This window comes from Micromonospora sp. NPDC047548 (assembly GCF_040642975.1).
Taxonomy (GTDB): Bacteria; Actinomycetota; Actinomycetes; order Mycobacteriales; family Micromonosporaceae; genus Micromonospora.
The window spans coordinates 20,136-33,809 of sequence record NZ_JBEYTI010000020.1; the positions used below are offsets into that span (position 1 = coordinate 20,136).

Sequence of the window (13,674 nt, forward strand, 5' to 3'; positions counted from 1 at the left end):
GAGGGGCCCTGCTGCGTTCTCCGGCCCCGGCTACGATCGGTCCCCCCGGCTAGGAGAAGACAATGCGCCGCCTGCTCGCCGCCACCCTGGTGACCGCCGTCCTGCTGACCGGCTCCGGCTGTTCCGGCGACCGATCCGACGAGGCTGCCCCGGCCACCTCCGGCCCGCCTGTCCTGCCGTCTGTCCCGGTCAGCATCGCCCCGGCCGGGGGCAACGGGCCGCAGGTCTGCGCCGAGGCCGAGCAGGCCTCCTCGGCGGCCGTCCGCACGTACGTCGAGGAACTGGGCAAGATGATCGCCGCGGTCGGCGCGAACGACAGCACCGGGGCGGAAACCGCCCGCAAGCGGGCGGAGTCGGCGTTGACCACCTGGCGGTCGGCGCTGCGCGAGCAGTCCGCCCGGGCCACCGACCCGCAGCTGAAGACCCTGCTCACCGAGTTGGCCACTGAGGTCGGCACGCTCGGCGCCGACGTCGAGTCGATCGACGAGACCGAGCTCGACCGCCTCCAGCAGCGCCTCGACCAGCTCTGCGGCCGCTGACCGGTGGGCCCGGTTTTGGTGTCGGCCGGTGCATGGCGTACGCTTGCCTGCGGCGCACTTTGGTGTGCCGAGTTCCCGCGTGCCCGCGCCGCCGGTGTCACTGCTACCCGGCGAGTCGCCGTGGGAACGACCAGCCAGCAGCCTCAACGACAGGGAGTCCGCCTCCGATGTACGCGATCGTCAAGACCGGCGGCAAGCAGTACAAGGTCGCCGAGGGCGACGTGATCGAGGTCGAGAAGCTCGTCGGTGCCCCCGGCGACGCGGTGAAGCTCACCGCGGTGCTCCTCGTCGACGGTGACGACCTGGTGACCGACGCGGCGAAGCTCGCCAAGGTCGCAGTGTCCGGCGAGATCGCCGCGCACACCAAGGGCCCGAAGATCCGGATCCACAAGTTCAAGAACAAGACCGGCTACCACAAGCGCCAGGGTCACCGCCAGCCGCTGACCCAGGTCAAGGTGACCGGCATCTCCAGCGGGAAGTAGGTCGTCCTCCAATGGCTCACAAAAAGGGTGCGTCCAGCTCGCGTAACGGCCGTGACTCCGCGGCCCAGCGACTTGGCGTGAAGCGCTTCGGTGGTCAGGTCGTCAGCGCGGGTGAGATCCTCATCCGTCAGCGTGGCACCAAGTTCCACCCCGGTGACCTGGTCGGCCGCGGCGGCGACGACACGCTCTTCGCGCTGGCTGCCGGCTCGGTCCAGTTCGGCACCAAGCGCGGTCGCAAGACCGTCAGCATCGTGCCGCAGCAGTAGTTCGAAGGCGAAGCGGGCCGCGGACCTCGTGTCCCGGCCCGCTTCGTCTTTTCGCGTGCGGGGGCAGACCCCGCTGGAAGGATTGGCGTCGTGACGACGTTCGTTGACCGGGTCGTCCTGCACATGCAGGCCGGCGACGGCGGGCACGGCTGTGTCTCCATCCACCGGGAGAAGTTCAAGCCCTTCGGCGGCCCCGACGGGGGCAACGGCGGGCACGGCGGCAGCGTCTCCCTGGTGGTCGACCCGCAGGTGACCACGCTGCTGGACTTCCACTTCCGTCCGCACCTCAAGGCCGAGAACGGCAAGGGCGGCGCCGGTTCGAACCGGGACGGCGCCAACGGCCACGACCTGATCATCAAGGTGCCGAACGGCACCGTGGTGCAGACCCTCGACGGCGAGGTGCTCGCCGACCTGGTCGGTGCCGGCACCACCTTCGAGGCGGCCCGGGGCGGCCGGGGCGGCCGGGGCAATGCCTCGCTGGCCAACGCCCGGCGTAAGGCGCCCGGCTTCGCCGAGCTGGGTGAGCCCGGCGACCGGCTGGACGTGGTGCTGGAGCTCAAGAGCGTCGCCGACGTCGGTCTGGTGGGCTTCCCATCGGCCGGCAAGTCGTCGCTGATCTCGGTGATCTCCGCCGCCAAGCCGAAGATCGCCGACTACCCGTTCACCACCCTGGTGCCCAACCTGGGCGTGGTCCGGGTCGACAACCACACTTTCACCGTGGCCGACGTGCCGGGCCTGATCCCGGGCGCGGCCACCGGCAAGGGGCTCGGGCTGGAGTTCCTCCGCCACGTCGAGCGGTGCGCCGTGCTGGTGCACGTGGTCGACACCGCGACGTTGGAACCCGGCCGGGACCCACTGGCCGACATCGACACCATCGAGGCCGAGCTGGCCGAGTACGGCGGTCTGGCCGACCGGCCCCGGCTGGTCGCGCTGAACAAGGTCGACGTGCCGGACGGGCGGGACCTCGCCGACATCGTCCGGCCCGACCTGCTGGCCCGGGGCTTCCGGGTGTTCGAGGTCTCCGCCGCCACCCGGGAGGGGCTCAAGGAGCTGACGTACGCGATGGCGGAGCTGGTCGAGCAGTCCCGCGCCGCCGCCCCGCCGGCCGAGCCGACCCGGATCGTCATCCGCCCGAAGGCGGTGGACGACGCCGGCTTCACCATCGAGGCGGAGGTGGACGGCTCCTTCACGGTGCGCGGCGTGCGGCCCGAGCGCTGGGTCCGGCAGACGAACTTCGACAACGACGAGGCGATCGGCTTCCTCGCCGACCGGCTCGCCCGCCTCGGCGTCGAGGAGAAGCTGGCCAGGACCGGCGCCAACCCGGGTGACCTGGTGCGCATCGGCGAGCGGGAGTTCGACTGGCAGCCCACCCTCTACGCCGGCGTCGACTTCGTCCCGGGCAACCGGGGCACCGACGTGCGGCTGGAGGAGAAGTCGACCCGGGCTTCGGCGGCCGAGCGGTTGGCCGCCCGCAAGGCGCGCCGGCAGCGTCCCACCGACGAGGTGGAGGCCGGCGGCCTGGACGCGGACCTCTCCGACGATCTGGACGACGACCTGGACGACGACGCCGAATAGCTCGGCAATGTCCGTGTCCGGGTCGTTCGCCGGAAACCTCCGTGAAATCGGGCCGGCATAGCGTGGGTGAATGCTGATCGAGTCCCGTCCCTCCACCGACCCGGAGATCGACGCCCTCGTCGTCGCCCAGCAGCGTGAGCTGCGCGAGGCCGACGGCGGGCTGGACGGGCAGGTCACCGTCACACACGACGACATCCGCTACCTGGCGGTGGTCGTCAACGGTCGGGCGGTGGCCTGCGGGGGGATCCAGTCGCTGGACGCCGCCACCGGGGAGCTCAAGCGGATGTACGTCCGTCCCGCCTGCCGGGGCAGGGGCATCGCCCGGCAGTTGCTGACCGCGCTGGAGGAGTTGGCCTTCCAGCGGGGGCACTCGGTGGTCTGCCTGGAGACCGCCGTGTACCTGCCGGCGGCGGTCGGGCTCTACACCTCCTGCGGGTACGAGCCGATCCCGGTCTACGGCGAGTACGTCGACAACCCGTACAGCGTCTGCTTCGCCAAGCGACTGCCGGTGGCCGCCTGAGCCTGCGCCAGGTCGCTGGTGCCGAGGAACTGCCAGGCGCTGATCGGGGCGGCCCCGCTCTGCTGCTCAGCGGCTCCGAGAGCGATCAAACTCGGACACGCCGGGCGGTCCGGGCGGCGCGGCACTCAGGGCCGGTCGGCCGGGGTGTCCAGCCGGCCGCCGGTGCCCGCGTCGTTGGAGAGCAGCAACCCGAGGACGAGCATGCCGAAACCGAGCCCCAGGTGCAGCCAGTTGTCGGCGTCGTTGAGCGGGATGAAGTTGACCGGCCCGGCCTTCCCGTCGATCGCGAAACCGTACAGCCACAGTCCCAGGTAGGCGGCGCCGCCGCCGGCCACGAACAGCCGGGCGCCGCCGACCCCGCGGGCCAGCACCAGCCCGAGCAGGCCGAAGAGCAGGTGCAGCGCATTGTGCAGGACCGACACCTGGAACAGGCCGAGCAGCTTCGCGCCCGAGTGGTGACCGGCGAAGGTCATGTCGCCGTACCCGGTGGTGACGCCCGGGACGAAGCCGAGCACGCCAATCACCAGGAAGATCGCGGCCACCGCCAGTGCGACCACCTGGATCCGGGGTCTCGGCCCGGCCGCGCCACGTCCGCGCACGCCACGTGCCATTGATGTCACCTCCACGGAGCAGCTGCCGATCACAGCCGGACGATCCTTCATTCTGTGGCCGTCCGGACACGGGGTGCAGAGAAATGGCGAATCAGGCATGGACCCGACGACCGAGGGTGGGCCAGCGGTGACGCCGGCGTGACCGTCGGTCGAAACCCCAGCCCAGAACCGCTCGGCCAGGCTCGCGAATCGGCCGGCCAAACCGGGCGTTTCGACCGGTTCACCGCGGGTAGCGCACCGGGATGCGGGCGGCCGTCCCGGGGCGCCCCGGCGGAGGAGACGTGATGACCAGCAACGGAACGAGGTGGGCCCTGCTCGGTGCCACCACGGTGGCCGCCGTCGGGGTCGGGCGGCTGGTGGCCCGGCGGCGGCGCCGTCACCAGCCCGACCGGCAGGGCGGCTGGTACGTGGTGCGCCGTGGGATCACCGTGGACCGGCCGATGGACGCCGTCATCGGCTTCTGGACCGACCGGGAACGGCTGGACCGGGCCCTGGCCGAGTGGGCCACCCTCGAACAGCTCGGCGAGAACAGGTGGCGCTGCGTCGCCAGCGATCCTGCCGGCGGCGGCGCCGAGTGGCGGGCCGAGATCGCCGTCGACGGCCCGGGCCGGCTCAGCTGGCGGGTCACCGACGGCCCCGTGCCGCAGCAGGGACACGTGGACCTGACCCCCGCGCCGCAGGACCGGGGCACCGAGATCCGGGCCGAGCTGCGCTACCGCCCCGGCGGGCCGTTGGGCCGGCTGCTGGGCCTGGCCCGGGGCGACGAACCCGACCTGGCGCTGCGGGACGCGCTACGGCGGATCAAGTCGTTGATCGAGAGCGGCCAGATGATCGACACCCGGCACGACCCCTCCGGGCGCACCCCGGCACAGGAGGAGGCGACCGACATGGTCCGCGAGAGGCTGACGGCGGGAGGGCGGGCGTGAGGGCGCTGTGCTGGGAAGGGGTCGGCAAGCTGGCGGTACGGGACGTGCCCGAGCCGCGGGTCCGGGCCGAGGGGGACATCGTGGTCAAGGTCCGGGCGAGCAGCGTCTGCGGTTCCGACCTGCACCTGATCAACGGGTTCCTGCCGGCGATGCGGGAGGGGGACATCCTCGGCCACGAGTTCATGGGCGAGGTGGTGGAGACCGGGCCGGGCGTGCGGCGGCTGCGCGTCGGCGACCGGGTGGTGGTCGGCGCGGTGGTGGCCTGCGGCGGCTGCTGGTACTGCCGCACCGAGCAGTTCTCGCTCTGCGACAACTCCAACCCACAGCCCGTCGGCCCGGAGAAGCTGTGGGGCCACTCACCGGCCGGCATCCTCGGCTACTCGCACGCCGCTGGCGGCTACTCCGGCAGCCACGCCGAGTACATCCGGGTGCCGTTCGGTGACGTCGGCGCGTTCAAGGTCCCCGACGGGGTGCCCGACGACGCCGTGGTCTTCGCCTCCGACACCATGCCCACCGGCTGGATGGCCGCCGATTTCTGCGGGCTCTCCGGCGGCGAGGTGGTGGCGGTCTGGGGCGCCGGCGGGGTGGGCCAGATGGCCGCCCGCGCCGCCCAGCTGCTCGGCGCCGAGCAGGTCATCGTCATCGACCGGCTGCCGGAGCGGCTCTCCACGGCCGCCGAGCGGTTCGGGGTGGAGACAATCAACTACGCCGAGACCGACGTGCTGGAGGCGCTGCGGGAGATGACCGCCGGCCGGGGGCCGGACGCCTGCATCGACGCGGTCGGCATGGAGGCACACGATGTCGGCCCGGTGTACGCGTACGACAAGGCGATGCAGACCGCCCGGCTGGGCACCGACCGCCCCACCTCGGTCCGCCAGGCGATCATGGCCTGCCGCAAGGGCGGCACGGTGAGCATCGTCGGCGTCTACGGCGGGCTGGTCGACAAGTTCCCGCTTGGCGCGGCGATGAACAAGGCCCTGGTGCTGCGGATGGGGCAGCTGCACGCCCAGCGCTACATTCCGATGCTGCTGGACCGCCTCGCCGCCGGCGAGGTCGACCCCCGCTACCTGGCCACCCACCCGATGTCGCTGGCCGAGGGCGTGCGCGGCTACGAGATCTTCGAGAAGAAGCAGGACGCCTGCCTGCGCACTGTCCTGCACCCGGCGACGGCCTGACCGGGCCGGTTCCACTGCGGCGACCCGGCCGGTCAGCGTCCGCTGGCCCGCCGAATCCCGCCGGGGCCGCCGTCCGGGCGGTGGGCGGGCGTACCGCCGGGGGTGTGGGCCAGTTGACGAGCCGTCCGCTGGCCCCTCCCAGGGCGCCAGAAACCTGGTTGGCTCGTCACCGGGCCGGCCACGGGTGTGCGGCCGGCGTGACGACGGGGAGGGCCGATGGGGGACAACAGGCTGCCGTACCGGCGGCAGCGGCGGGTGATCGAGGCGTTCGGGAGCGCCCGGTCCGGCGAGGCGGACGCCGGGCCGCTGATCACCCCCGCCCGGCGGGCACCCCGGCCGCCCCGGCGCTTCACCGCCCACCTCGGCTTCGAGGCGGACGGGCCGGAACAGGCCCACGACCTCGCCGTCGCGTACGCCGAGGCGTTGAGCCTGCTCCGCCCGGAGGTGGCGCTCGGCGCGGCCGCGCTCTCGCCGGCCGACGCCTGGCACCGGGCCGAGCGGCTCTTCTGCGGCGCGCCGGGGCCGGACGGCGAGCGCTGCGCCGACGTGGCCGGTCATCCCGGCTTCCACCACGCCCCCGGCCCTGGTGGCCTCGGCTGGGGCGAGGGCGACGGTTGAACGCCCCGGGCCGGCGACCCGGCGGTGTCCCGGTGGAGGTGACACCGCCGGATCGCCGGCCCGGAGTCGACGGGGCGCGGCCCGCCTCGTGACGCCCCGGCGTTCAGTCCAGGTCGAACTCGCCGTCCTGCGCGCCGGCGACGAAGGCGTCCCACTCGGCCTGGGTGAAGACCAGCACCGGCCCGTCCGGCTCGGCGGAGTTGCGCATGCCGATCAGGTCGTCGACGAAGGCCACCTCGACCGCGCTGTCGGAGGTGTCACCCTCGGCCCGCTGCCAGACCGCCCGGGACACGTCGAAATCGCCCTTGGGGTGCTGACCCATTGTTCGTCCTCCATCACCACGCGTCATGGGGAACCCGTCCGGTTCCCCGTCGGGCAGGATAAGCGGATGCCGAGCCTGACCCGTGTAGAGGCGACCGCGCGTCGCGCGCTGATCACCGTCGAGTCCTACCAGGTGGACCTCGACCTGACCGGCGGCGGCGAGCGGTTCCACTCCACCGCCACCATCCGGTTCCGGGCCACCCCCGGAGCCGGGACCTTCGTCGAGGTCAAACCCGCGCGACTGCTGGGGGTACGCCTCAACGGCCGGGACCTCGACCCGGACTCGCTGGACGACAACCGGCTGCCGTTGACCGGGCTGGCCGGGGAGAACACGCTCACCGTCACCGCCGAGATGGCGTACTCGAACACCGGCGAGGGGATGCACCGCTTCGTCGACCCCGCCGACGGCGAGACCTACCTCTACGCGATGTCCTTCCTGGACGACGTGCAGCGCCTCTTCGCCGCCTTCGACCAGCCCGACCTGAAGGCGCCGGTGACCCTGTCGGTCAGCGCGCCACCGGAGTGGACGGTGGCCGCCAACGGGCAGCTCGCCGCCAACCCCCGGCCGGGGCGCTGGGAGTTCGCCCCGACCGCGCCGCTGGCCACGTACTTCGTCTCGCTGATCGCCGGCCCCTGGCACGTGCGGCGCGCCGAGCACGACGGCATTCCGCTCGGCGTCTACTGCCGCCGCTCCCTCGCTGCGCACCTGGACGCCGACCTCGACGAGATCTTCACCGTCACCAGGCAGTGCCTCGACCGTTTCCACGAGCTCTTCGCCGAGCGCTACCCGTTCGGCAAGTACGACCAGGCGTTCGTGCCGGAGTTCAACGCCGGCGCGATGGAGAACCCGGGCCTGGTCACTCTCCGTGACGACTACGTCTTCCGGTCGGCGGTCACCGACACCCAGCGCGAGCTGCGGGCGACCACCATCGCCCACGAGATGGCGCACATGTGGTTCGGCGACCTGGTCACCATGCGCTGGTGGGACGACCTCTGGCTGAACGAGTCCTTCGCCGAGTACCTGGGCACCCGGGTGACCGCCGAGGCGACCCGCTTCGACCAGGCCTGGACGACCTTCGCGATCCGCCGCAAGGCGTGGGGGTACACCGCCGACCAGCGGCCCTCCACCCACCCGGTGGCCCCGGAGGAGGTCGCCGACGCCGCCCAGGCCCTGCTCAACTTCGACGGCATCTCGTACGCCAAGGGCGCCAGCGTGCTGCGGCAGCTGGTCGCCTGGCTCGGCGACGAGGCCTTCCTGGCCGGCCTCAACGCCCACTTCGCCGCCCACCGGTTCGGCAACGCCACCCTGGCCGACCTGCTCGCCAGCCTGAGCACCGGGGGCGCGAGGAGTGAGCCTGCGAGCCCCGCAGCCGCGAACGGAGCCGGCACCGCCACCGGCCGGGACCTCACCGACTGGGCGGAGCGCTGGCTGCGCCGGCCGCAGGTCAACACCCTGCGGATGGAGACGGCGGTGGACGCCGACGGCCGCTGGGTCGACGCGGCCGTGGTGCAGACCGCCCCGGACGCCCACCCCGTGCTGCGTCCGCACCGGATCGGGGTGGGCCGGTACGCCACCGACGGCACGGCGCGCCGGGTCGACGTGGACCTCGATCCGGACGCCGGCAAGGGCCGCACCGAGCTGACCGAGCTGATCGGTGAGCCGGCCACCGGCCTGCTGCTGCCCAACGACGGCGACCTGACCTTCGCCAAGATCCGCCTCGACCCCGCCTCCGCCGACGCGGTGCCGATGCTGCTGCCGGGCCTGGACGACCCGCTGGCCCGGGCGCTGCTCTGGGGGGAGGCGATGGACGCGGCCACCGACGGGGAGCGGCCGGTGACCGGCGTGGTCTCGCTGATCGCGGCGGCCCTGCCCGCCGAGACCGAGGTGATCATCGCCGAGGAGGTGCTCACCCTGAGCCGCCGCCTGATCGACCGCTACCTCGACCCGCTGGCCCGGGACGCCGCGCTGCTGCGGGTCGCCGGGGCGTGCGCCGCGCTGCTCGCCGGAGCCCCGGCTGGCGGCTCGTTGCAGCTCGCCGCGGCCCGGGGCCTGATCGCCGCCACCACCGACACCGCGCTGCTGCGCGGCTGGCTGGCCGGGGACGGGGTGCCGGAGGGGCTGGCGGTGGACACCGATCTGCGTTGGGCGTTGCTGCTACGGCTGGTGGTGCTGGGCGCGGCCGGTGAGCCGGAGATCGCCGCCGAGGCCGCCGCCGACCGCAGCGCCACCGGGGCGGAGCGGGCCGCGTGCTGCCGGGCGGCGCTGCCGGACGCCGCCGCCAAGCGGGCCGCCTGGGAGATCGTGACCAGCAGCACCGAACTGTCCAACCGCCTGGTCGAGGCGACCGCCGAGGGATTCTGGCAGCCCGAGCAGGCCGAGCTGACCGCGCCGTACGTCGAGCGGTACTTCGCCGACATGCCGGCCGCCGCGCGGCTGCGTACGGCCTGGACGGCCGACGAGGTCACCATCCTGGCGTTCCCCCGCTACGCGGCGGCGCAGCCCACCCGGGACCTGGCCGCGGCGCTGCTGGCCCGCGACGACCTCACGCCCGGGCTGCGCCGTTGGGTCACCGACCTGGACGACGACCTGCGCCGCGCGCTGGTCGCCCGGACGGCGGTGGCCGCCGCGTCCGCCTGAGCCGGGTCGGCGGACGGGATGGTCCGGCGGCCCCGACGGGTCGCCGGCCGTCCCCGGCCTACGATCGTCAGGTGGAGGAAGACATCCGGCGGATCGGCATCATGGGCGGCACCTTCGACCCGATCCACCACGGGCACCTCGTGGCGGCCAGCGAGGTGGCCGACCGGTTCGGCCTGGACGAGGTGGTCTTCGTCCCGACCGGTCAGCCGTGGCAGAAGGCGGACGAGCCGGTCAGCCCCGCCGAGGACCGCTACCTGATGACGGTGATCGCCACCGCCTCCAATCCGCGCTTCCAGGTGAACCGGGTGGACATCGACCGGGGCGGCCCCACCTACACCGTCGACACCCTGCGCGACCTGCACGCCGAGTACGGCCCGAAGGTGCAGCTGTACTTCATCACCGGCGCCGACGCGCTGGAGAAGATCCTCTCCTGGAAGGATCTGGACGAGATTTTCGAGCTGGCCCACTTCATCGGGGTGACCCGCCCCGGGTTCGAGCTCACCGACAAGCACCTGCCCGCCGACACGGTGAGCCTGGTACAGGTCCCGGCGATGGCGATCTCCTCCACCGACTGCCGCGCCCGGGTGGCCCGGGGGGAGCCGGTCTGGTACCTGGTGCCCGACGGTGTGGTGCAGTACATCGCGAAACGGCGGCTCTACCAGCAGTGAATCCGCCGGGTATGTGGGTGTCTGTCCAGGTAATCGACCAGAACTGACAAGTCGTCGCGCCGCCGGGTGTGAGACCCTTGGAGGGTCGTACGGTTGATCGAAGGAGAACGGTGACAGTTTCCGAACGCGCTCACGAGCTGGCGATGGCCGCCGCCCAGGCCGCGGCCGACAAGAAGGCGCAGGACATCGTCATCATCGACGTGGGCGACCAGCTCGCCATCACCGACGCGTTCGTCCTCGCCGCGGCCCCCAACGAGCGTCAGGTGCTGGCCATCGTCGACGCCATCGAGGAGCGGCTGCTCGAGCTGCCGGAGAAGGCCAAGCCGGTCCGGCGCGAAGGCGAGCGGGGTGGCCGCTGGGTGCTGCTCGACTACGTCGACATCGTGGTGCACGTGCAGCACACCGAGGAGCGCGAGTTCTACGCCCTCGACCGGCTCTGGAAGGACTGCCCCCAGGTCCCGTTCGTGGACCGGGACCTGGTCGAGGCGGACGCCTCCGCCGGCACCGCCAGCGCGGAATGACCCGCCTGATCGTCTGGCGGCACGGCAACACCGACTGGAACGCCGCCAGCCGGGTCCAGGGGCAGACCGACGTGGCGCTGAACGACCTGGGCCGCGAGCAGGCGCGCGAGGTCGCGCCGCTGCTCGCGGCCCTGCGTCCGGACGCCATCGTCGCCTCCGACCTCAGCCGGGCCTCGGCCACCGCCGCCGCCCTCGCCGCGCTCACCGGTCTGCCGGTACGCACCGACGCCCGCCTGCGCGAGCGGTACTTCGGCCGCTGGCAGGGGCTGGCCCTCACCGAGGTCGCCGCCCGCTTCCCCGAGGAGTACGCGCGCTGGCGGGCCGGCGACCCGGACCCGGGCGCGGAGATCGAAACCCTCGACGACCTCGGCAAGCGGGTCGGCGCGGCACTCCAGGACGCGGCCGACCTCGTCGCCGGTGGCACCGTCGTGGTCGCCACCCACGGGGGCGGGGCCCGGCAGGGCGTCGGCCACCTGCTCGGCTGGGACCACGCAGTGCTGCGGACCGTAGGCTCCCTGCAGAACTGCCACTGGACCGAGCTGCGCCACGACGACGTCCGGGGCTGGCACCTGCGGGCCCACAACGTCGGCCTGATCACCCGGCCGGCATCCGCGGAGTCGGTCTGAGCCCTCCGGCCCGGGCGGTCAGCGCCGTCATCGGCTAGCGTGCCGGGCATGCCCGTCGCGGTCGTCACCGACTCCACCGCCTACCTTCCGCCCGAGCTGGTGCAGGCGCACCGGCTGACCGTGGTGCCGCTGACCGTTGTGCTCAACGGGGCGGAAGGGCTGGAGGGGGTGGAGACCTTCCCCGCAGACGCCACCCGGGTGCTCGGCGGTCGGCGGGTCTCGGTCAGCACCTCCCGCCCGGCCCCGGAGCAGTTCGCGCGGACGTACCGGAAACTGCTGGACGGCGGCGCGGACGGCGTGGTGTCGGTGCACCTGTCGGCGGAACTCTCCGGCACCGTCGAGGCGGCCCGGCTGGCCGCCGCCGAGCTGGGCGACCGGGTCGAGGTGGTCGACAGCCGATCCACCGGCATGGGCCTGGGCTTCCCGGTGCTCGCCGCCGCCACCGCCGCCGAGGCCGGCGCCGACCTTCCCGGGGTACGGCAGGCGGCCCGGGACGCCGTCGACCGGACCACCATCTACTTCTACGTCGACACGCTGGAGTTCCTGCGCCGGGGCGGCCGGATCAACGCGGCCGAGGCGCTGCTCGGCACCGCCCTCTCGGTGAAGCCGATCATGCATATGCCGGACGGGGCGATCGTGGTCAAGGACAAGGTGCGCACCGCCAGCCGGGGTGTGGCCCGCCTGGTCGACCTGGCCGTCGAGGCGGCCGGCGACGCCGAGGTGGACCTCGGGGTGCACCACCTCGCCGCGCCGCAGCGGGCCCAGCAGCTTCTCGACGCGCTCACCGGGCGGCTCGGCGACCGGCTGCACGACACGTACGTCTCCGAGGCGGGCGCGGTCGTCGCCGCCCACGCCGGGCCGGGCCTGGCCAGCGTGGTCGTGCACCGCCGGCCCTGATCCAAGGTCCGCAGGGTGGTCGAGCGCGCGTTCGCCTGGCTGCACCACTTCAAACGGCTCCGCGTCCGCTACGACTGGTGACGTGCCGTCAGTCCGCCTTTGTGGCTTGAGGGCGGTGCCGATGTTCCGGCAGACCTGGCGGAGCTGAGCAGTCGTTGGCGTTCCTGGCTGCGCTCGCCCAAGCCGGCCCTCGCGACGCCTTCTATCTGCGGATGACGCACTGGGCAGCACCGGACTCGTGGCACGTGTCCGCCCGGCCGATGGACCGGGCAACCTTCAACCAGCTGTGCGAGTCGCAGTTCGAGCTACGGCTCCTGTTGGTTCGCTTCCCGAGCTTCGACCGCGCGGAGATACTGCGACGGCTGACCGCCTACGAGGCCGGCCGACTCACGCCGCCGGGGTTGATCGACCGGTCAAGCATGACTCCCAGGCACCTGGCATGGTGGCGCGTCCTCAGGCAGGCCCATGACTGGTGTGCATGGTGGCGAACAGGCCAGTGACCGGCGCACCTGATCTCCGGCAGATTCGTGCGTGCGTTCATGGTCTGGCATCTACATGACGGTCCCGACCGTTTCACTCGCGCGGATCGATGGTGGCGTTGCCCAGGGCGACGCGAGCACCTGAGTCGGGGCTAGCGTCTTCGCATGCGCGTTCCCGGTTGGCTCGACGACGCTCGGACTTCCTACGACACTGTGGCGGTCAGCTATGCCGACCTGCTGCGCGACGCCCTCGCCGGCGAGCCGTTCCAGCGGGGCATCCTGGCGCTCTTCGCCGAGCTGGTGCGCGCCCAGGGGAACGGGCCGGTCGGCGACGTCGGCTGCGGTCCGGGCCGGATCACCGCCTACCTGCAGGGCGTCGGCCTGGATGCGTTCGGCGTCGACCTGTCGCCCGCGATGATCGACGTGGCCCGCCGGGACCATCCCGGCCTGCGGTTCGAGGTCGGCTCCATGACGGCTCTCGAACTGGCCGACGGTTCCCTGACCGGCCTGCTCGCCTGGTTCTCCCTGATCCACGTCCCCGACGACGAGGTACCCACGGTCCTCGCCGAGTTCTTCCGGGTGCTGCGGCCTGGCGGGGCCCTGCTGCTGGGCTTCCATGCCGGCGACGGCAGCAAGCTCAAGACGGAGGGGTACGGCGGCCACCCGATGAACGTCTACGTGCACCGTCGCTCACCGGCCCGGGTGGCGGCCTGGCTGGATGCCGCCGGCTTCACCGTCGAGGCCGAGATGTTGCATCGGCCGGCCCCAAATGTCGAGGGTGGCTTCGTCTTCGCCCACAGGTGAAGTACGCG

17 protein-coding genes are annotated in these 13,674 nt (G+C 72.7%); 15 read left to right on the top strand and 2 right to left on the bottom strand.

From position 1 onward, the window contains the following. Positions 1-62 precede the first annotated feature (62 nt). The 5 genes from ABZ807_RS20410 to ABZ807_RS20430 all read left to right on the top strand — a co-directional run bounded on the left by ABZ807_RS20410 (position 63) and on the right by ABZ807_RS20430 (position 3,382). Positions 63-539 (top strand): hypothetical protein, encoded by a 477-nt coding sequence (locus tag ABZ807_RS20410; protein ID WP_357160037.1) that lies wholly within the window; start codon positions 63-65, stop codon positions 537-539. A 167-nt stretch (positions 540-706) separates the two neighbouring features. Beyond that, on the top strand, positions 707-1,021 hold the full coding sequence (gene rplU, locus ABZ807_RS20415; protein WP_088975625.1) for a 50S ribosomal protein L21: 315 nt from the start codon (positions 707-709) through the stop codon (positions 1,019-1,021). 11 nt (positions 1,022-1,032) lie between these two features. Continuing rightward, a complete protein-coding gene (rpmA, locus tag ABZ807_RS20420) occupies positions 1,033-1,287 on the top strand; it encodes a 50S ribosomal protein L27 (RefSeq protein ID WP_013288010.1) in 255 nt (84 codons plus the stop codon). 90 nt (positions 1,288-1,377) lie between these two features. Further along, positions 1,378-2,862, top strand: coding sequence for a GTPase ObgE (obgE, locus tag ABZ807_RS20425; protein ID WP_357160040.1), 1,485 nt, complete (start codon positions 1,378-1,380; stop codon positions 2,860-2,862). A 70-nt stretch (positions 2,863-2,932) separates the two neighbouring features. Beyond that, a complete protein-coding gene (locus ABZ807_RS20430) occupies positions 2,933-3,382 on the top strand; it encodes a GNAT family N-acetyltransferase (protein ID WP_357160043.1) in 450 nt (149 codons plus the stop codon). A gap of 125 nt (positions 3,383-3,507) precedes the next feature. Here ABZ807_RS20430 and ABZ807_RS20435 read toward each other — a convergent pair whose 3' ends face one another. After that, a complete protein-coding gene (locus ABZ807_RS20435; protein ID WP_357160046.1) occupies positions 3,508-3,993 on the bottom strand; it encodes a DUF4383 domain-containing protein in 486 nt (161 codons plus the stop codon). A gap of 284 nt (positions 3,994-4,277) precedes the next feature. Here ABZ807_RS20435 and ABZ807_RS20440 point away from each other — a divergent pair, with 284 nt between their 5' ends. The 3 genes from ABZ807_RS20440 to ABZ807_RS20450 all read left to right on the top strand — a co-directional run bounded on the left by ABZ807_RS20440 (position 4,278) and on the right by ABZ807_RS20450 (position 6,712). Beyond that, the gene (locus ABZ807_RS20440) at positions 4,278-4,919 is read left to right on the top strand and encodes a cyclase (RefSeq protein ID WP_357160048.1); all 642 of its coding nucleotides are present in this window, start codon (positions 4,278-4,280) and stop codon (positions 4,917-4,919) included. Further along, on the top strand, positions 4,916-6,094 hold the full coding sequence (locus tag ABZ807_RS20445; protein WP_357160051.1) for a zinc-dependent alcohol dehydrogenase: 1,179 nt from the start codon (positions 4,916-4,918) through the stop codon (positions 6,092-6,094). The genes ABZ807_RS20440 and ABZ807_RS20445 overlap by 4 nt, the downstream gene beginning before the upstream one ends. 216 nt (positions 6,095-6,310) lie before the next feature. Next, the gene (locus tag ABZ807_RS20450) at positions 6,311-6,712 is read left to right on the top strand and encodes a hypothetical protein (protein WP_357160054.1); all 402 of its coding nucleotides are present in this window, start codon (positions 6,311-6,313) and stop codon (positions 6,710-6,712) included. Between the two features lie 103 nt (positions 6,713-6,815). Here the strand turns inward: ABZ807_RS20450 and ABZ807_RS20455 are convergent, their stop codons facing one another. Further along, positions 6,816-7,034 carry a DUF397 domain-containing protein gene (locus ABZ807_RS20455; RefSeq protein ID WP_357160057.1) on the bottom strand — a complete coding sequence of 73 codons (219 nt, stop codon included), beginning with the start codon at positions 7,032-7,034 and terminating at the stop codon, positions 6,816-6,818. 66 nt (positions 7,035-7,100) lie between these two features. On the opposite strand from ABZ807_RS20455, the gene pepN reads away from it, so the two are divergent. The 7 genes from pepN to ABZ807_RS20490 all read left to right on the top strand — a co-directional run bounded on the left by pepN (position 7,101) and on the right by ABZ807_RS20490 (position 13,666). Next, positions 7,101-9,671, top strand: coding sequence for an aminopeptidase N (gene pepN, locus ABZ807_RS20460; protein WP_357160060.1), 2,571 nt, complete (start codon positions 7,101-7,103; stop codon positions 9,669-9,671). Between the two features lie 71 nt (positions 9,672-9,742). After that, the gene (gene nadD, locus ABZ807_RS20465; RefSeq protein ID WP_357160063.1) at positions 9,743-10,339 is read left to right on the top strand and encodes a nicotinate-nucleotide adenylyltransferase; all 597 of its coding nucleotides are present in this window, start codon (positions 9,743-9,745) and stop codon (positions 10,337-10,339) included. A gap of 110 nt (positions 10,340-10,449) precedes the next feature. Continuing rightward, positions 10,450-10,860, top strand: coding sequence for a ribosome silencing factor (rsfS, locus tag ABZ807_RS20470; RefSeq protein WP_357160066.1), 411 nt, complete (start codon positions 10,450-10,452; stop codon positions 10,858-10,860). Next, positions 10,857-11,486, top strand: coding sequence for a histidine phosphatase family protein (locus tag ABZ807_RS20475; RefSeq protein WP_357160069.1), 630 nt, complete (start codon positions 10,857-10,859; stop codon positions 11,484-11,486). Before rsfS ends, ABZ807_RS20475 begins: the two co-directional genes overlap by 4 nt. Before the next feature lie 48 nt (positions 11,487-11,534). Then, complete coding sequence (locus ABZ807_RS20480) at positions 11,535-12,383, top strand: DegV family protein (protein ID WP_357160072.1); 849 nt, start codon at positions 11,535-11,537, stop codon at positions 12,381-12,383. Between the two features lie 155 nt (positions 12,384-12,538). Beyond that, complete coding sequence (locus tag ABZ807_RS20485; RefSeq protein ID WP_357160075.1) at positions 12,539-12,883, top strand: hypothetical protein; 345 nt, start codon at positions 12,539-12,541, stop codon at positions 12,881-12,883. A 144-nt stretch (positions 12,884-13,027) separates the two neighbouring features. Then, positions 13,028-13,666: a methyltransferase domain-containing protein gene (locus ABZ807_RS20490; RefSeq protein WP_357160078.1), complete on the top strand. Its 639-nt coding sequence runs from the start codon at positions 13,028-13,030 to the stop codon at positions 13,664-13,666. Positions 13,667-13,674 lie beyond the last annotated feature (8 nt).